At 60.4% G+C, this 16,893-nt stretch carries 15 protein-coding genes; 7 read left to right on the top strand and 8 right to left on the bottom strand.

The genetic code is table 11. From position 1 onward, the window contains the following. The first annotated feature begins 32 nt into the window (after positions 1-32). The 3 genes from AC3RLQ_RS25010 to AC3RLQ_RS25020 are packed head-to-tail and all read left to right on the top strand — an operon-like array spanning position 33 to position 1,956. Positions 33-1,331, top strand: coding sequence for an outer membrane protein assembly factor BamB family protein (locus AC3RLQ_RS25010; RefSeq protein WP_493031367.1), 1,299 nt, complete (start codon positions 33-35; stop codon positions 1,329-1,331). A 50-nt stretch (positions 1,332-1,381) separates the two neighbouring features. Continuing rightward, positions 1,382-1,621: a hypothetical protein gene (locus AC3RLQ_RS25015; protein WP_461525922.1), complete on the top strand. Its 240-nt coding sequence runs from the start codon at positions 1,382-1,384 to the stop codon at positions 1,619-1,621. After that, positions 1,618-1,956, top strand: a complete 339-nt coding sequence (locus AC3RLQ_RS25020) for a type II toxin-antitoxin system RelE/ParE family toxin (protein WP_493031368.1) — start codon at positions 1,618-1,620, stop codon at positions 1,954-1,956. Before AC3RLQ_RS25015 ends, AC3RLQ_RS25020 begins: the two co-directional genes overlap by 4 nt. Positions 1,957-1,962: 6 nt before the next feature. Here AC3RLQ_RS25020 and AC3RLQ_RS25025 read toward each other — a convergent pair whose 3' ends face one another. The 4 genes from AC3RLQ_RS25025 to AC3RLQ_RS25040 form a co-directional block, all read right to left on the bottom strand. After that, positions 1,963-3,093, bottom strand: a complete 1,131-nt coding sequence (locus AC3RLQ_RS25025) for an SGNH/GDSL hydrolase family protein (protein ID WP_493031370.1) — start codon at positions 3,091-3,093, stop codon at positions 1,963-1,965. 90 nt (positions 3,094-3,183) lie between these two features. Continuing rightward, positions 3,184-3,762, bottom strand: a complete 579-nt coding sequence (locus AC3RLQ_RS25030) for a hypothetical protein (protein ID WP_493031371.1) — start codon at positions 3,760-3,762, stop codon at positions 3,184-3,186. 81 nt (positions 3,763-3,843) lie between these two features. After that, on the bottom strand, positions 3,844-5,967 hold the full coding sequence (locus AC3RLQ_RS25035; protein WP_493031372.1) for a DUF1549 and DUF1553 domain-containing protein: 2,124 nt from the start codon (positions 5,965-5,967) through the stop codon (positions 3,844-3,846). Between the two features lie 166 nt (positions 5,968-6,133). Next, a complete protein-coding gene (locus AC3RLQ_RS25040) occupies positions 6,134-6,706 on the bottom strand; it encodes a single-stranded DNA-binding protein (RefSeq protein ID WP_493031374.1) in 573 nt (190 codons plus the stop codon). An 87-nt stretch (positions 6,707-6,793) separates the two neighbouring features. On the opposite strand from AC3RLQ_RS25040, the gene AC3RLQ_RS25045 reads away from it, so the two are divergent. Then, positions 6,794-7,687 carry a site-specific tyrosine recombinase XerD gene (locus AC3RLQ_RS25045; protein ID WP_493031375.1) on the top strand — a complete coding sequence of 298 codons (894 nt, stop codon included), beginning with the start codon at positions 6,794-6,796 and terminating at the stop codon, positions 7,685-7,687. Here the strand turns inward: AC3RLQ_RS25045 and AC3RLQ_RS25050 are convergent. Next, positions 7,672-8,574: a phosphatidylserine decarboxylase gene (locus AC3RLQ_RS25050; RefSeq protein ID WP_493031377.1), complete on the bottom strand. Its 903-nt coding sequence runs from the start codon at positions 8,572-8,574 to the stop codon at positions 7,672-7,674. The two genes, AC3RLQ_RS25045 and AC3RLQ_RS25050, sit on opposite strands and share 16 nt — an antisense overlap. Positions 8,575-8,677: 103 nt before the next feature. On the opposite strand from AC3RLQ_RS25050, the gene AC3RLQ_RS25055 reads away from it, so the two are divergent. Further along, entirely contained in the window at positions 8,678-10,564 is a 1,887-nt protein-coding gene (locus tag AC3RLQ_RS25055; protein WP_493031378.1) for a hypothetical protein, read from the top strand. A gap of 129 nt (positions 10,565-10,693) precedes the next feature. Here the strand turns inward: AC3RLQ_RS25055 and folP are convergent, their stop codons facing one another. Both folP and AC3RLQ_RS25065 read right to left on the bottom strand, forming a co-directional pair. Beyond that, positions 10,694-11,536, bottom strand: coding sequence for a dihydropteroate synthase (gene folP / locus AC3RLQ_RS25060; protein WP_493031380.1), 843 nt, complete (start codon positions 11,534-11,536; stop codon positions 10,694-10,696). Then, a complete protein-coding gene (locus AC3RLQ_RS25065; RefSeq protein ID WP_493031382.1) occupies positions 11,533-12,345 on the bottom strand; it encodes a histidinol-phosphatase HisJ family protein in 813 nt (270 codons plus the stop codon). The genes folP and AC3RLQ_RS25065 overlap by 4 nt, the downstream gene beginning before the upstream one ends. Before the next feature lie 69 nt (positions 12,346-12,414). Between AC3RLQ_RS25065 and AC3RLQ_RS25070 the strand changes: the two genes are divergently transcribed. Continuing rightward, a complete protein-coding gene (locus AC3RLQ_RS25070) occupies positions 12,415-13,068 on the top strand; it encodes an HAD family hydrolase (protein ID WP_493031383.1) in 654 nt (217 codons plus the stop codon). A gap of 59 nt (positions 13,069-13,127) precedes the next feature. Next, positions 13,128-14,018, top strand: a complete 891-nt coding sequence (locus AC3RLQ_RS25075) for a L,D-transpeptidase (RefSeq protein WP_493031385.1) — start codon at positions 13,128-13,130, stop codon at positions 14,016-14,018. Positions 14,019-14,466: 448 nt separating this feature from the next. Here the strand turns inward: AC3RLQ_RS25075 and secD are convergent, their stop codons facing one another. After that, complete coding sequence (gene secD / locus AC3RLQ_RS25080; RefSeq protein ID WP_493031387.1) at positions 14,467-16,884, bottom strand: protein translocase subunit SecD; 2,418 nt, start codon at positions 16,882-16,884, stop codon at positions 14,467-14,469. Positions 16,885-16,893: the final 9 nt, after the last annotated feature.

A 16,893-nucleotide genomic window follows, 5' to 3' on the forward strand; every position in this document is an offset into this window, starting at 1 on the left:
TTCCCGGCTGCCTGCCACGTTTTTTCTCGCTCATGATTCATCGCATTCTACTCCCGCTCCTGGTTCTCGCTTCCGCCTCCCACGCCGGCAACTGGCCCGAATGGCGCGGCCCTTCGGCCCAAGGTCACGCCAACGCCTCCGGCCTGCCGGAAACGTGGAGCGAGACGAGCAATGTCGCCTGGAAGACAGAGCTTCCGGGCCGTGGCCATTCAACACCCGTCATGTGGGGCGATCAGATCTGGCTCACCACCGCCCTCGAAAAAGCAGCCACACCTGAGGAAGCCAAACGCCGCCTGGAATCCAACACCGGCGACCAGCCTCTCACCGTGCTGGGTTCCGTCAGCCTGCATGCCCTCTGTGTGGATCGCACCAGCGGCAAAGTCCTCCATGACATCGAGCTGCTCAATGTGAAGGACCCGCAGTGGGCGCATCAGCTCAACAGCTATGCCTCACCCTCGCCCGTGCTGGCAGAGGGCCGGCTCTACGCACACTTCGGTTCCTTTGGCACCGTGGCCCTTGATACGAAAACCTTGAAGGTGCTGTGGAAAAACGAGGAGCTCCACGTCATGCACGAAAACGGCCCCGGCTCCACCGCCGTGCTGCATGGAGACAGATTGATCGCACATTTTGACGGCAGCGATCAGCAGTTCGTCGCCGCCTTTGACACGAAGACCGGCAAGGTCGCATGGAAGGCACCCCGCAGTGGGGACATGGACCCGCGCCCGCAGCAGCGGAAAGCCTATGGCACGCCGCTCGTCGTGACGATCAACGGCCAGCCCCAAGTCGTCAGCTCCGCCGCCAACAACATCTACGGCTATGATCCCGTCACGGGTCAGGAGCTCTGGAAGATCCACTACGGCGAACTCGGCTTCTCCATGTCCACCGTCCCCGTGGCCGACGATCAGCAGATCTATTTCAGCACCGCCTTCGGCAAATCGGCTGTCATAGCTCTCAAATACGCCGGTTTGAAAACGCCCGAAGTCGCCTGGCGCAACAACAAGAACGCTCCCAAGATGTGCTCGCCCGTGCTGCACAACGGCCTTCTCTTCTACGTCGATGACGGCGGCATCGTCAGCTGCGTGGACACAAAAACCGGCGAGGCTTTTTACCGCGAGCGCATCGGTGGAAAGTTCAGCGCCTCGCCGATCATCGCAGATGGCAAACTCTACTTCTGCAGCCGCGAAGGTGTCGTCACAATCATCAACGCCGCCAAGGAGTTCAAAATCCTCGCCCAGAACACCCTCGACGGTCCGATCATGGCCAGCCCCATCGCCGATGGTAGCGCCCTGTTCATCCGCACGGACAAGGCGCTGTATAAAATCGGGAAGTGAACCGTGATTGCGAGGCTTGCACTGCGTCTGGTGATGAATAAATTTTTCACATGACAACAATCGCCCAGATTGAGGACTCGATTCGTGCGCTGCCTGCGTCCGGTTTCCTGGAATTGATGGACTGGATGGAACATCGTCATGTTGAGGTTTTGTGTGAGCAAGGACGCGAGCCTCCCGAACTTGAGGCTGCCTTGCTTAAGGCTCTGGATGGCCCCTGGCATGTGTGGAATGACGATTTGAAAAACCGCATCCGGCAGAACTGGAAAGACAAAGCGGCCAAGGTGGCATGACCGGTTATCGTGTTATTATCAGCGATGAGGCTTTTGCAGATTTGCAGCTTCAGTCATCGTGGTATGCCGAGATCGCCGGTTCTGATATTGCTGAACGCTATCTGAAGTCTTTCGATGAGACGCTGTCTGCTGTTTCAAAACAACCCGACTTCGGAAGGCCAAGGAATTTTGAGCATGCACAGCTTTTCGGATTACGCTCTTTCGGCATGGTGGGTGCGTTTCATGCGCATCTTGTGTTCTACCATTGTGAGAACAATCTCATTCGGATCTTCCGCGTGCTCCAGGGCATGCGTGACCTGCCCCGGCGATTGCTGGAACCGCCGGGGACCGAGTGAGGCGGGTTACTTCAGCGCCTTGCGCAGCACCGGCTCAAAGATCTCCGCCTGACGCAGAAAGCCGAGGTCGGTGCCGTGGGAGGCATCGTTGGAGCCTTCGGCATCGGTGCCGTAGAGTGCATCCCCGCCGATGTAGTGAAGGTTTGCGACTTTCTCCTTCTTGAGTTGCTCGTAGGCGGCCTTCAGGGCGGCGTGGTTGTCATCATGGTATTTGGCCTTCGCAGGCAAGATCCATGAGTTCGTGTTGCGACGGTCTTCGACGAGGATAATCGGCGTGGTGGCGTGCTTGGAGCGCAGTTGCTTCACCAGCGGCACGCATTTGGCCGTGACGTCGGCGGGCCCCATGTTGGGCAGGCAGTCGATGACGATGACGGCAGGATCGAGTTCATTGATGAGATCCCCCACGGCCGCATCCATTTTGCCATTGCCTGAGAATCCAATGTTGATGACCGGACGGTCCAGGTGGCGGCCCAGGATGGCGGTGTGCACCATGCCGGGGCGCGAAGCATTCGCGCCATGCGTGATGGAGGTGCCATAGAAAACGATGGGCTTCTCACGCGGGGCCAGTCCTTCAAACTTGGCATCCGCAGGCACGCCGATCTCCAGTTTCTCGATGCCGTTGTAGAGCGGCAGGTAGGCGGCGAATTCATGCTCGCCCGGGGCCAGGCCTGTGATCAGCACAGCTTCGACATGCTGCTTGTCAGGTTTCGGACAGGCCACCCAGCGCCATTTGCCCTCGGCATCACGTGCATAGAGGTCGAGACCGCTCACGCCCGTGGCAGGCATGGCCGGCATGGCCAGATTCGCTTTGAGGAGATCGTAGCGGCAGTAAATCGAGTTCGCGTTCGTCTTGAAGCGCACCATCATTCCCGCACTGTCGCGGCTGAGGCCCCACACTGCAGGTGTGACGGTTTTCTCAGCCTTCGCCGGCAGACGGTCAAACCAGCGCAGCCGCTCCTGATCTCCCCAGCCGCGTCCTTCCACGCCCCAGCTCGTCACATCATGCCACTGCGCATCCGCAGGAATGGTCGGGCCTTTGGCTTTGGCCGCAGGAGCAGCTGCAGGCGCTTTGGGGGCGGCGGTTTGAGCGAGCAGCGAGGTGCTGACTAAGAGGGCGAGGAGAATGGCTGGTTTCATGAGAACGCATCAGTACGTCGTGCAGCGGCTCGTTCTCACGTCAATCGCGAGACACAGCGGGAACCAACAAATGCAAAATCCTCAGGCGTTTCAGCCGCGCACTTTGGCGAGGGCCTTTTTCGTGGCCTCGTAGGCGGTCTTTTCCCAGGTCGGGAGTGATGCACGGGCAGTGGGGTTCTTCAGCGGAGGGACAGGACCCGGTGCCATGGCAAGACTGCTGGCGATGGCCTTGCCGCTGCGCGCATGGGTCAGGAGACCCACGCTGACACTCTGCTGCTTGAAGTCGGGGGTGGCCCAGACGCGGATGACGGCCTTGAGATGATTGACGGCGGCGAATTTTTTGGCCTCGCTGCGCTCGTTCGCAATGTTCAGGCTCTGCGGGGTCTGCTTCATCTGGGCAAAGGGCACATAGCTGAAGGCGCGGCTGTCATCCAACGCACGCTCCACTCCGCGACGCACCGCCTGATGCACGCGCAGTTCCTCGGGGGTTTCAGATTTGAAATGGGTCAGCGGACGATCACCCGGATGACTTCCGGTGGGACCGATGCCGATGGCCCCCGTGCGCACATGGTTAAGCCGGCCGAGATTGCCTTCCGTGCAGGAGGAGAGTGCCGCTGCGGCGAGCAGACTTGCGAGGAAGAGTGTGACGCGTTGACGGATGTAAGACATGCGTCGTTATGCCACGAAGCCCCCACTTTGTCATGCGGTAACGGTCCAGCTCATGCGTCATCCAGACGCGAAGCGGCGTGCTTATCGGGCGAGCAAAAACTCTTTCGCATTCACCAGACTCCACGTGATGTCCTCCAGCGCAAGCCGCCGGTCTTTGGCGGAGGCGAGAAGGGCTTCCATGACTTTGGCTTCGTCGGCGGTGGGCGCACGGGTCAGGATGGCCCAGTAGAGATCGCGGGTGACGGCGCCGTTGTCGGGATTCTTGAGCAGCGAGCCGAGTCGGTTGTATTTCTGTGAGACGATGTTGCTGACAATGGGGCCGCTGATGAATTGGAAAATCTGGCCAATGGAAGTGTCCGCAGCGCGTTCGCATTCGCAGCTCAGCTCGCGTTTCGGGCGGCCAAATTGGGCGAGGAATGCCTCGGGTGATGTGGGATTGGGGCTGCCTCGGCCATTGTCGGGGCCGGGAATCTGGCTGGCACGTGTGCCGCGGCTCCACCCATTGAAATCCGGCGTGACACGCATCGAAGAGTAGAGCGAATCAATCAGCTGCTCGGCGCTCAGGCGGCGGGGCAGGTGGTGCGAGTAGTTGATGAGATCGGCGGCGTTCGTCTCGTTCGGCGTGCTGTCCAGCTGGTAGGTGCGGCTCAGCATGATGGTGCGAATGAGGTGCCTCAGATCAAAACCGCTGCGGATGAAATCCTGGGCAAGTTCTTCGAGCAGCTGCGGATGGCTGGCGGGATTCGTGAGGCGCATGTCATCCACGGGATCGACCAGACCACGACCCATCAGATGATACCAGATGCGGTTGGCCTGTGCTTTGGCAAACAGAGGATGCTGTGCGCTCGTGAGCCAGTTGGCTGCGGCCTGCAGTTCGTCCTCCTTCTCGGCGAGCTTGGGCATGTCCGCTCCGAGGAACCGGGCCTTGGCCTTGTCTCCAGTCCGCGGGTTTTCGATGTTCAGCTTGGCATTGAGAAAGACCACCTGCTCCCCGTTGAATTCATGCTTGTCGTTTTTATCACGGGGTTTGATGTCGCCGATGATCTTGTAGTCCACCTGCGCAAAAACAGCGGACCAGTTGTAGTAGTCGTCCTGCGTCCAGCGGTCAAAGGGGTGGTTGTGGCACTGCGCACACTGAAGGCGGGTGCCGAGAAACACCTGTGCTGCCGTGGTGGCGCGCAGCTCCGGCGTACGGTTGGCGCGGTAAAAATTCGTTTCGGGCTCGTGATAGGTGCTGCCACGGGAGGCAAGCATGGCCCGCACTATTTCATTGATGGGCCGGTTTCGCGTGATGCCATCGCGAATCCAGTCGTGAAAGGCCTGCACCCCGGTTTTGTCCAGCGTGCGGGATTCGACCTTGAGGACATCGGACCACTTGAGCGTCCAGTAGTCGGCGAACTCAGGCCGCACCATCAGGCGGTCAATCAAGCGCGCGCGCTTGTCGCGGTGCGTGTCGGCCTCAAAGGCGCGCGCTTCATCCGCAGGCGGGATCATGCCGCAAAGATCAAGCCAGGCACGGCGAATGAAGACCTCGTCACTGCACACCGCGCTGGGGTTCATGCGCAGGGTCTTGAGCTTGTTGAAGACGTGCGAGTCGATGTAGTTGTCGCGGCGCGGTTTGCTCCACACAAAAGCCGGATTCTCTTTCACAAACGTCAGCCTCACGGGCACCGATTGATTCAGGAAGCGCACCAGCACGCCTGGCTCGCCAAACTGCAGGCGCTTCACCAGCCCGCTCTTGCTCACATCCACGAGTCCGTTTTGCAGCGGCTCATAGATCGCACGGTCAGTGATGTCGCGCTGCGTGCCGTCGGCGAAAGTCGCCTGCACGGTGATCTGCACCTTGTCCTGCGGCTCGTCCAAAACGAGCTCGGTCGGCGTGACGGTGAGCTTGGTGACTTTCGGTGCCGTGCTGTCATCACGCGGCAGACCCGCGGCGATCCAGTTCCGCAGCACCTGGTATTCCCAGGCCTTCGGATCAAGTTTCTTGCCGCCTTCGTGGGCGATCTGATTCGCGCCTTTGACCAGGATCAGGCTGCGCTCCGGCGCGAAGACATCCACGCGGCGGCCGGAGGCGTCTCGGGCGAGCGCTTTGAAATCGAGATCAGGATCTTGTCCGCGCAGCGAAAGTTTGAAGCCGCCTTTGCCCGTCGCATTGCCATGGCAGGTCCCCAGGTTGCAGCCCGCTTTGGAAATGGCGGCCATCACGTCGTTGCGGAATGACACAGGCTCGGCGGCAGACGCCGACGACAAAGCGACGGCGCTGAGCGCAAAAACCAAGCTGGAGACAGAGCAATTCACAGGGCCGCAAATAACGGCTCAGGAGCAGGTTCTCTTCCAATCAAGCAGGGCAAAACGCCTGCTTCATTTCTCAAAACGGAATGTCGTCGTCTTCCATGCCGTCGGTGATCGGGCCTTCACCGAAGTCATCGTTCTGTGGCGGCGGAGCGGGGCGCTGGGCCGGGCGTTGCTGCTGAGCTGGAGCTGGGCGCTGGGCCGGACGGGCTGCAGGACGATTGTAACCGCCGCCACCACCACCTCCTCCGCCACCACCGCCGGAGTAGCCGCTTTCGTCATCGCCACCACCACCGGCTGGAGCACGGTCACCACCAGGGCTGCCAAGGAATTGCATCTGCTCGCCCACGACGCGCATGCGGGTGCGCTTCTGGCCGGTTTGCTTGTCTTCCCAGGAATCCATCTGCAGGCGGCCTTCGATGAAGACCGGGCGGCCTTTCTTCAGATACTTGCCGGCCAGCTCGGCCATCTTGGCCCAGAGGACCACGTCCACAAAGGTGACTTCCTCCACCTTTTCACCACTGTCGGAGGTGTACACACGGTTCACGGCGAGCCCGATGTCGCACACCGCGCTGCCCTTGGGCGTGTAGCGCACTTCGGGGTCGCGGGTCAGATTGCCGATGAGCATGACTTTGTTGTAGGAGGCCATAATGGGGCATCTTTGCCGCCCGCCGCCCCTGAGGGCAAGAATTTTGTCATTCTCGTGACGTGCAAATCCGTGCCACTCTAGACGCCGATGCTGGAACTTATCGATGGCTTCATCCTCCACCTGGCGACCGAGCGGGGTCTGTCCACGAACTATCAGCTCCTGGTGCGCCGGGTGCTGGAGGCCTTTGCCTCGTGGTTCAAGGCCAGGCACGACTCCGCCAGCGCGGCTGCCGTGACAACGGAGCACGTGAGCGGCTTTCTGGCCCAGAGAAAAAAAGACGGCATCGCTGCGTCCTCGGCCCGGGTCGAACTCATCGCCGTCAAAATCTTCTTCCGCTGGCTCACCGCGCGCAAACACATCCCCTCTGACCCTGCGGACCCGATTCTGCCTCCCCGCCAGGAAAAGCACCTGCCGGACTCCTTGAACGAGCAGGATGTGCGCAAGCTCGTCGAGTCCGTGAACGGCACCGCCCCGTTGGACCGGCGGGATCGGGCCATCCTGGAGCTTTTTTATGCCAGCGGCGTGCGGTTGTCGGAGCTGGCCGATGCGCGGCTGGAAAACCTCAGCCTCGAAGAGGGCTGGATTCGCGTCACGGGGAAGGGCTCCAAGACCCGTCTCTCACCCGTGGGCGGCGCGGCACGCGAGGCCATTGCTGCCTACGTGGAGCATGCACGCCCTGAGCTGGTGGGGCCAAAATCCCAGAGCCACATCTTCATCTCACGCAACGGCACGAAACTGACCACCGCACGCATCCAGCAGATCGTGAAGGAACGCGCCGCGCTCTGCGGCATGGATCCCGCCCGTGTTCATCCGCATCTGCTGCGGCACAGCTTTGCCACGCACCTGCTGAACAACGGTGCCGACCTGCGCGTGATCCAGGAAATGCTCGGCCATGCGGACATCTCCACCACGCAGATTTACACCCACGTGGATCAGGCACGGCTCAAGGACGTGCACCGGCGCTTTCACCCGCGGGCGTGAGCCACCACATCGCCCATGCGGGCATAGACTTCGCGCCCAGCTTGGCTGTGCTTGATCAAATCGTCCGAAAACTGGATTTTACCCGGCTCAAAGATCGTGATGAAGCAGGAGCCACCGAAGCGGAAGTAGCCTTTTTCAGCCCCTTTTTCGACGGCGGCACCCGGCGTGTAAGTTTGCACAATGGAGCCCACGCAGGTGGCGCCGACTTCCAGCAGCAGCACATCCCCGAGGCCAGGCGTGCGCAGCACGGTGATCTCCCGCTTGTTTTCCCAGTGGATGCTGGCCCGGCTGCGCAGGGCGATGGGATTCACCGAATACAGCGGGCCATTGATCAGGCGGGAGGCTCCCGGCGTGCCGGCGCAGGGAAAATGAAAGCGGTGGTAGTCCACCGGACACAGGCGGGAAATCAGCATGCTGCCGTGGGCAAAGCACTCGGACAGCGAGGCATCGCGCAGCAGGGCAGGGAGGTCAAAGCGGGTGCCTTTGATGAAAAAATCGGTGCAACTGGCGATGTCTGGCAGTACAAAATGGCGGCCGTCCGCAGGGAAAGTGATGACATCGTCGCGCGGGGCAATCGGCCGTGCCTGCGGCTTGAGCTTGCGGTAAAAAAATTCGTTGAAGGTGCGGAAGGACTCCGGGGCATCGGCGAATTCGCTGACGTCCAGCCCGTACGTGGCCAGGAAGGGGGCTATTTTTGCCCGGCTGGCCGGGGCGTCCATACGGCTGCCGTACCAGCGGGAAAAAGCCGCCCGTTTCACCAGCGCATGCAGCGGCAGGGCGCCCAGCGGGCTTTCGTAGGTAAAGCGCAGAAAACCCTCCCCATACACGGCCTCCGTTTCGAGTTGGCCGGTGAGGCGATTGTAAAAAGTGATGGGGGCGGCTGGCATGGGACTTGTTCACATAATGCCATGCCAAGAAAACGCCACACGAACAAAACTGGCGACAAACACGATTCGAGGCATAGTCGCGGCCCCTTCCAGCCTGAAAAGTATGACCGAACCCGAAGCCAGCACCGACAACCAGACGCCAAAGCCAAGCGGCCTGGTTGACCTTTCCGATTTGAAACTGATGCCCGCGTGGGTCGGCGAATTCGGCAAAGAAGATAAAATCAAACAACGCTATGCCGATGCAGAAGACCGTCCGCAGCGCGGGGGTCGTGACGACCGCCGTGGCGGTGGCGGCGGATTTGGCGGTCGTGATGATCGTCGCGGCCCACCTCCGCGCCGTGATGGTCCTGGCGGTGCTGGTCCGCGTCCAGCAGGTGCCGGTGGCGGATTCCGTCCCGGTGGTCAGGGCGGCCCGCCGCGCCGTGATGGTCCTGGTGATGACCGCCGTGGTCCACCGCGTCGTTTTGGTGATCGTGATCGCGCAGGCCCGCCACAGCGTGAGTGGGTCGAGATCCCGAAGGATGTGCAGGTCATCATTTTCCCTGAAGACAAGGCGGTGGATGCACTCGCCGCACATGTGCGCCAGACGGGCCACGCATTCAGCATGTTTGATGCCGCACGCCTCGTGCTCGCAGGCGGTGACCGCTTCATGGTGCGCTTCCGCTGCGCCGAAGAACGTCCCACAGGCTTCTACCATGTGCCTGCGGACGGCAGCCTCTTCCTCTCCCGTGATGAAGCGCTCAATCATGTGCTGCGCAGCGCCGCACTGGATGAGTTTTATCGTGTGGAAGAGATCGAACTCGAAGCGCCAAAGGGCGAGTTTGCCTCCGTGGCTGTCTGCGGGATGAGCGGCGAACTCATCGCTCCGCCGAGCCATCACAGCTATCAAACCGGTGTCCTCAGGCTGCACCGTGAGCGCTTCTCGAACATGCCGCTCGAAGATTTCAAACGCCGCATCCGTGTGGAGTCCAATCCGGAGCTCGTCGCGAAGTGGAAGGAAAACATGAGCAAGGGCCGCCGCTGGGTGTGCCTCAAGGGCGAAGTGCCCGAGGGCGGCGAGCCGCTCGCGCTCACTTCCCGTGCCGACATGGAGGCGCATTTCCGCCGCACCTTTGCCAACGATGCCGTCATTGAAGTCCGTGACGCCACCGTGCCGGGGAATATCGACAAGCAGAAGCTTGCTCATATTTTCTTCATCATGATGCGCCAGTCCGTGGATGCGGCTCGGAAGCACCTCTTTGAAATCTCGCAGAAGCTCGGTGCCGGTTTGGAACGCCGTGGCATGAAATTGTTCAAGCGTCGTGCCGGCAAGCAGTTCGTCTGCCGCGTGAAGCCTCGCGCGATCGAGCCAAGCATGGTCTTCTCAGACCGCCTCGCGCAGGTCGTGGAAAAGCTCAAGGCCAACAACGGCATGCCCATGCAGAAGTTGGTGGAGTCGATCGTGCCCTCCCCGGAAGCCCCCGAAGGCACCGCCCCGGATGCGCCGAAGCATCCCACCGAAGAGCAGATTGCCGTCATCAAGGACATCCGCTGGCTCGCGAATGAAGGCTACGTCATCGAATACAGCGACGGCATGGTCTTCCTCGGTGTGCAGGGTGAACCGGCCGCTGCAAAGAAGGAAGCTCCCGCTGCCAAGGCATCTGCGAAAGCCGTTGCTCCTGACGCAGAAGCTGCTGCAGAAACGACTGCTGAAGCAGAGCATGAAGCATCTGAACCCGCGCTGACAGAAGCCCCGGTCGAAGAGTCCATGGCTGAAGCAGAACTGGCAGAGCAGGCTGAAGCTGCCCTCGCGGGCTCCCCAGAGGAAGCACCTGCTGCAGCACCCGTTGCAGAAGCTCCTGCTGAGGAAACTTCCCAGCCTTCTGAACCAGAACTGACTGAAGCCCCGGTCGAAGAATCCATGGCAGAAGCAGAGCTCGCAGAGCAGGCTGAAACCGCCCTCGCAGAATCTTCGGAGGAAGAGCCTGCCAAGGAAGAAGGCGCTGCCTGATTCCTCCATCGGCCAAGGATCACGCGTGCTTGTAGGGTGGGTGTGGCGAAAGCCCGCCCGTCCATGAGCGTGTGGAGACGCTGTGTAGCTCGGCGCCTTCCAGCGCGCCAAACACTCCCAACCTTCCACTCAGCGGCTGCCTTCAACCGCCCACAGCATCTTCACCGTCTGCACCGCGGCTTTGACGTGGTGAACCCGGAAAATCTGCGCGCCACGCTGCATGCCTGCGGCGATGCAGGCCTGGGTGCCCGCATCGCGTTCCAGGGCGGGAATGCCGAGCACATCGCCGATGACCGTCTTGCGTGACACCGGCAGCAGGATGGGCCGCTCGAAACGGTGGAGTCGCTTGAGCTCGCGATAGATCACAAGATTGTCGTCCTTCTGTTTGGCAAAATCGATCCCGGGATCCAGCACGATGTTTTCACGCGGCAGCCCCACGCTCTCCGCCAGCACCAGACGCTGCTCAAAGAAGTGGTCCAGCGTGTCCATGATGCTGTCATACTTCACATGCGTGTGCGGCACCTTCGGCTGGCCGACGCTGTGCATGATGAGCAGGCCCGCGTTGTGCTCCGCGCAGAGCTTGGCGTTGAACGCATCCGGCAGGCCGCTGATGTCATTGATGAGGTCACCCCCATGCGGCAGCACTTCGGCGATGACGTCGCTGCGCCAGGTGTTGATGGAAAGCAGCGGCGCATGAAAGCGGGAGCTGAGCTCCGGCCACTTTTCGAGGAAAGGCAGCAGCCGGTCGATCTCCTCGGACACGCTGATCGCTTCGCGGTTGGTCCGTGCGCTCTCCGCACCGATGTCGATGATGTCTGCACCATCCTGAAGCTGCTGCTTCGCCTGCGCCAGCGCCTGGCCGGGATCCAGCGTGCCGTCGCCGCAGAAGGAGTCGTCATTGATATTCACGATCCCCATCACCAGCGGGCGGCGGGGAAATTCGATGCGGTGCTGTCTTGCCTGCCAGATCATGGCGCCCATGCCTCCGGCAGGGGGACCACCTTGCGCTGACGTTTCTCAAACCGCACGGTGGTCGTGTACCCGACGCTCCGCACGAGATCGAACGCCTTGTTGAAATCCACACCGACATCCGTGGGCAGATGCGCATCCGAATTGATCACGATGGGCACCTTCGCTGCAAAAGCCATCTCCAGCATCTCGCGCGCGGGATAGATCTCGCGCACGTCCTTGCGCAGGCCGGCGGTGCTGACTTCGAGGATGCCGCTGGTGTCCACGAGCGCCTGGATCACCGGTTCGTAGTAGTGTCGCAAATCACCCTCAGGCCGCAGTCCGAAGCGTTTGGCCAGGTCGGGGTGCGCGTGGAAATCGAACTGCTTCGTGCGGATCATCTGCTCATAGAGCTTCCAGTACATGCCCCACATGTGCTCGATGTCAGACGCCGTCTTCCAGCGTGAGACATGCTTCGGATCATCCACCGCGATGCCGTCATGGATGTAATGCACACTGCCAATGAGGTAATCCCAGTCGGCCATGCCCGCCGTCTCATCGATCCACTTCTGATACCCTTCGATGTGGTCGCATTCCAGCGCGAGACGGATCGGGAAGCCCGGCAGCGCCGCACGCGCCTCTTCCACCAGCTCAAAGTAGCGCGGCAGGTCGGAGCGCAGCATGCGCCAGTCATCATACTTCTCCGGCATCGGGTTGTGGTCAGACAGGCCGATCTCCCCGAGGCCGATGCTCTGCGCATGCCGCGCGTAATCGACGGGATTCCCCTCGGCATGCAGGCAAAGCGGCGTGTGCGTGTGGTAATCGGTGAGCATGGGAGTTTTTCGCTGCATTGCGCGCTCTGGCAAGTTGATCGCAGCGACATTTCGCGGCATGAAGGATTCATGCCCACCCTCAAAGCCTTCATTTTCGACCTCGACGGCACCCTGATTGACTCGCTCGCAGACATCGCCGAGTCCATCAACCGGATGCTGGATGCCCGGGGGTATCCGCGCTGCGAGAAGGAAGTGTTCAAGCAGATGGTGGGAGACGGTATGGAGAAACTCGTCGAGCGGGCGCTGCCCCAGGCGGTGCGTAGCGATGAGCTGATCAAAGTCTGCGTCGAGGAATATCGGGCGCAGTACGATCTGCTCTGGCAGGCGCAGACCCGGCCCTACGAGGGCATCCTGGAGATGCTGGCAGAACTGCAGCGCCGTGGCTTGAAACTGGGCGTGATTTCGAACAAAGCGCATCGCTTCACCGTGCCAATGACCGAGCATTTCTTTGGCACGGGAGTGTTTGACCACATCCTGGGACAGCGCGCCGAAGTCCCGCGCAAGCCGGATGCCGCCGGTGCGCACGAGATGGCGTCCTTCCTTGGCTTGCAGACCCATGAAATGGCCTACGTCGGAGATTCGGGCATCGACATGCAATTTGCGAAGAACAGCGGCATGCGCGCCGTGGGAGTTCGCTGGGGCTTCCGCAGCGAGGCAGAGCTGATCGAGTGCGGCGCGGACCTGCTCATTTCGCGTCCTGCGGAAGTGTTCGATCTTTCCTGAAAATATTGTTTCCGCTGGTACTTGAGCGCGGGAAACAGGCCCCCTAATGTCGGGCCGCTGTGAAACTCAAAAACACCCTTCCTCCGCTGCGGGCCGCGCTCGTCCTTGGCATGATGCTGCTGGCTGCTTCATGCCAGTCATCCCGTAAAAAGCCCGCTCCCCCACCGGAGCCGGTGAAAGCCGAATGGAAGTATCCGGGTGAATGGACCGGTGGCAGCAAGCCCATCACTAGCATGGTCATGAACGTGGATGTGCAACGTGTGACCCTGTACAACGGCAGGGACGTTGTTGGCTGGACTTATTGTGCCAGCGGCATCCCCAGCTTCCCAACACCCACCGGCGAGTTCAAGGTCTTGGAGAAAATTAAGGACAAGGTCTCGAATCTCTACGGCAAGGGCTTCGACAAGAACGGCAAGGTGGTGAACTCGGACTTCAAGCAGGGCCGCGATCTGCTGCCCGAAGGCGGCCACTTTGAAGCCGCCAAGATGACCTACTTCATGCGCCTCACCGGCGACGGTGTCGGCATGCACATTGGGCCCATTCCAAAACCCGGGCGCCGTGCCTCGCATGGTTGCATCCGCCTGCCCTCCAAGATGGCGCCAATTCTCTTCGAACACACCGCGGTCGGCACACCAGTGACGATCACGGGCAATGGGCCGGACTATCAGACCTACCTCAAACAATCCGCTGAAAAGGCGAAGGCAAATGCAGCAAAGCTCGCAGCTTCGAAGAAGAAAGCCGCTGAGGCCGCCGCCGCAGCTACGGCCGTCACGACGCTGGCTCCTGATGATCCCAACGGTCCGAAGGGCGGAGTGACAACACCGCCTGCGGGTACGACGCTTCCCGGCACAACTCCTCCGATCGGAGCCCCTCCCGGCACCCCCGCTCCATCCCCGCTCGAAGTGAAACCTGCAGAACCGGCCAACCCAGCGCCGCCAGCGAACAACTAAGCGAACGACAAGCTCAACTAACAAGAGGGGGCGGCAGCAATGCCGCCCTCTTTTTTGTGCTTAACAGTCCATCGAAAAACTTACTCGAGTGGATTCCAGAGCATGGCTCGCAAGGAGGAGGGGATCATCGGGAGATCCCCCGTTTGGAATGAATGAACAAGGGCCAGCCTGAAGGGATCATGATGCCGCCACTTCAAGCGCCCAGGAGCGCGTCATCTTGAACAATGGCTTGAGTCCAAGAATAAGGCCATGCCGGACGCAGGCCAGCATTGAATGGCAGTACATTTCTCCCCTGCCTGCAGGCAGCGTTTGCTCCGGACTTCTTATTCCGGACCGCTGAAAAATTACCTTTCTCGATTCACCTCCTTCGGCAAGGCAGGCGCAAAACGCCTGCCTTGCCATGGAGATGGATGATGGGGACCGAAACGAAGACCTTTCGAAATTCCGATTACTTCTTGCCGGCAGCCACGGTCGCAGCGGCGATGGCCTGCTGGGCTTTGAGCTGCTCGATCTGTGCATCCAGCACCTGGTGCTTGAGGCTGGTACCGCTCCTCTTGGCGTACCACAGCACCAGCGGAGAGGCGATGAAGATGGAGGAGTAGGTGCCGAGCAGCACGCCGATGGTGATCGGCATGGCGAACTCAAGCATGGCAGGATTGCCGAGGAAAAGCAGCACGATCATCGGCGCCAGGGCTGTTGGGCCGGTGAGGAGGGTTCGGGAGAGGGTCTTGCAGATGGCCTCGTTCATCATGTCGCGCATGCTTCCGCCCGTGCCCTTCTGAATGGTTTCACGGATACGGTCAAACACCACGATGGTGTCATTGATGGAGTAACCGGCGATGGTGAGCAGCGCGCCCACGTGGATGATGCTGAGCTCCTGGCCAAACAGCACGCACAGGCCGGGCACCATGAGCACGTCATGGAACAGCGCGACGATGGCACCGACGGCGAAGGCAAACTCATACCGCATCAGCAGGTACACAAAGATCGCGATCAGCGCGGCGAACATGGCCCACATGGATTGCTTGGCGAGTTCGGTGCCGATCACGGAGCCCACCGTTGCGATGCTGGTGCCGGCGACGGTGTCTTTGTTCCATTTGCCGGTGATCGCATGCTGGATCACCGCTCCGCTGTTCTCTTCGCAGCGGATGCTCAGGTTTTCTGTGCCGCCCGCGCTCTTGCGCTGGATATAGTAGCTGCCGAGGGGTTTGCCGTCGTCCTGCTTGAGTCCTTTGAAAAGGGCGTCGAAATCGGTGTCGGGGATGTCCTTGCCCTTGGCCAGCGTCACGTCGACACGGCTGCCACCGCGGAAGTCGATGCCGAAGCTTGCGTCCCACTTGTAAGCAAGCGTGCCAAACGAAATCGCGGTGACAACGAGTGAGGCGATGATGAATTTGGGAGCCGAGGACAGGATGTCGAAAACCTTGTCCGGGATGATTTTGGTCGTGTGAATCTTCTTCAGGATGTTCTTGTCCACCACCCACATGAAGATCACGCGGGTGACGATCAGCGCGCCGATCATCGAGGAGATCAGACCGATCATGAGCGTGACGGCGAAGCCTTTGACCAGACCGCCCGAGATGAGGAACAAAATTAACGCTGAGATGAGCGTGGTGATGTTGGAGTCGGCAATGGCGGAAAAAGCCTTTTCATAAGCGGCTTCCAGCGCGGCGGCGAAAGTCTTGCCCGCCTCCATTTCCTCACGAAGTCGTTCATAGATCAGCACGTTCGCATCCACCGCCATGCCGATCGTCAGCACGACACCAGCAATACCAGGCATGGTGAGCGTGAAGCCAAACAACGCCATCGCACCGAACAGGATCGCGATGTTGATGACCAGACCGACAATCGCCACAAGACCGGCGAGACGGTAGATGAACATCATGAAGCAGGTGGTGATGATCAGCGCGGCGACGCCGATCCACTTGCCCTGATCAATGGAAGACTGGCCGTAAGCTGAGGACACCGAGCTCTCAGACAGGATCTTCATTGGGTTCTGCAGCGGGTTGCTCAGCAGCGTGGCCAGCGTGTCAGCCTCCTGCTGGGAAAAACCCTTGCCGCCGCCGCCGGAGATTTCCGCCCTGCCACCGTATTGCTTGGCCTGCAGCCGGGGTGCGGAGTGAATCTGGCCGTCCACAATGATGGCCATTTCCTTCTGATAATGCACAGCGGCCAGCTCATCAAAAAGCTTGGCTCCGGCACTGTCAAACTGGAGTGACACCTTGTTGCCTTCGGCATCGACGGTGCGGAAGGCCTTGGAAACATATTTTCCTTCGATATCAGCCGAATCGCGGACGAGTTCAGACCGGTTGATCACCGTGCCATCTTTACCCGTGATAGGAGTACTGTAGAACATTTCGATCCAGCCCGGCTCCTTGATGCCGCCGCGCGCCTTGATCTGTTCCAGCTTGGCCTGGCTGTCTGGGTGCACCCTGCGGAACTCGAGGTGCGCCACGGTCTGAATCTTTTCGCGCACTTCCTTGATCTCCACTTCGGTGATGCCGGGCATCTGAATCACGATCCGGTCAGCTCCTTCAGGCTGCATGGTGAGATCCTTCGAAGCGTCAGCATTCAGACGTTTTTCAAGAATCGCGATCGCCTGCTGCACATCGCTGCTGGTCACTGCCTTGGGGCTGCCGTCATCATTCTTGCCTGGAGCAAGCTGAACGATGAACTCGCTGCCGCCCTGAAGGTCGATGCCCAGCTGGAGTTTCATCGCTTCGATCGTATAGATGGCCGAGAAGGCGGTGAGGATGATGAGGAGCGTGCCCACGCGCCGCTTGGTCGTATGCACGGCGGTGCCGACATAGACGAGCAGCATCATTAACAGGGAAGCACCGACAAAAAAGGTGGCGAAGGGATTCATGGACAGGTT

It is taken from the genome of Prosthecobacter sp. GW821-HT29F12 (assembly GCF_058803405.1).

Bases quoted from the DNA above. Each gene is read 5' to 3' on its own strand.
- AC3RLQ_RS25010 (WP_493031367.1), top strand. From the start codon at position 33: ATGATTCATCGCATTCTACTCCCGCTCCTGGTTCTCGCTTCCGCCTCC.
- AC3RLQ_RS25015 (WP_461525922.1), top strand. From the start codon at position 1,382: ATGACAACAATCGCCCAGATTGAGGACTCGATTCGTGCGCTGCCTGCG.
- AC3RLQ_RS25020 (WP_493031368.1), top strand. From the start codon at position 1,618: ATGACCGGTTATCGTGTTATTATCAGCGATGAGGCTTTTGCAGATTTG.
- AC3RLQ_RS25025 (WP_493031370.1), bottom strand. From the start codon at position 3,093: ATGAAACCAGCCATTCTCCTCGCCCTCTTAGTCAGCACCTCGCTGCTC.
- AC3RLQ_RS25030 (WP_493031371.1), bottom strand. From the start codon at position 3,762: ATGTCTTACATCCGTCAACGCGTCACACTCTTCCTCGCAAGTCTGCTC.
- AC3RLQ_RS25035 (WP_493031372.1), bottom strand. From the start codon at position 5,967: ATGGCCGCCATTTCCAAAGCGGGCTGCAACCTGGGGACCTGCCATGGC.
- AC3RLQ_RS25040 (WP_493031374.1), bottom strand. From the start codon at position 6,706: ATGGCCTCCTACAACAAAGTCATGCTCATCGGCAATCTGACCCGCGAC.
- AC3RLQ_RS25045 (WP_493031375.1), top strand. From the start codon at position 6,794: ATGCTGGAACTTATCGATGGCTTCATCCTCCACCTGGCGACCGAGCGG.
- AC3RLQ_RS25050 (WP_493031377.1), bottom strand. From the start codon at position 8,574: ATGCCAGCCGCCCCCATCACTTTTTACAATCGCCTCACCGGCCAACTC.
- AC3RLQ_RS25055 (WP_493031378.1), top strand. From the start codon at position 8,678: ATGACCGAACCCGAAGCCAGCACCGACAACCAGACGCCAAAGCCAAGC.
- folP (WP_493031380.1), bottom strand. From the start codon at position 11,536: ATGATCTGGCAGGCAAGACAGCACCGCATCGAATTTCCCCGCCGCCCG.
- AC3RLQ_RS25065 (WP_493031382.1), bottom strand. From the start codon at position 12,345: ATGCTCACCGATTACCACACGCACACGCCGCTTTGCCTGCATGCCGAG.
- AC3RLQ_RS25070 (WP_493031383.1), top strand. From the start codon at position 12,415: ATGCCCACCCTCAAAGCCTTCATTTTCGACCTCGACGGCACCCTGATT.
- secD (WP_493031387.1), bottom strand. From the start codon at position 16,884: ATGAATCCCTTCGCCACCTTTTTTGTCGGTGCTTCCCTGTTAATGATG.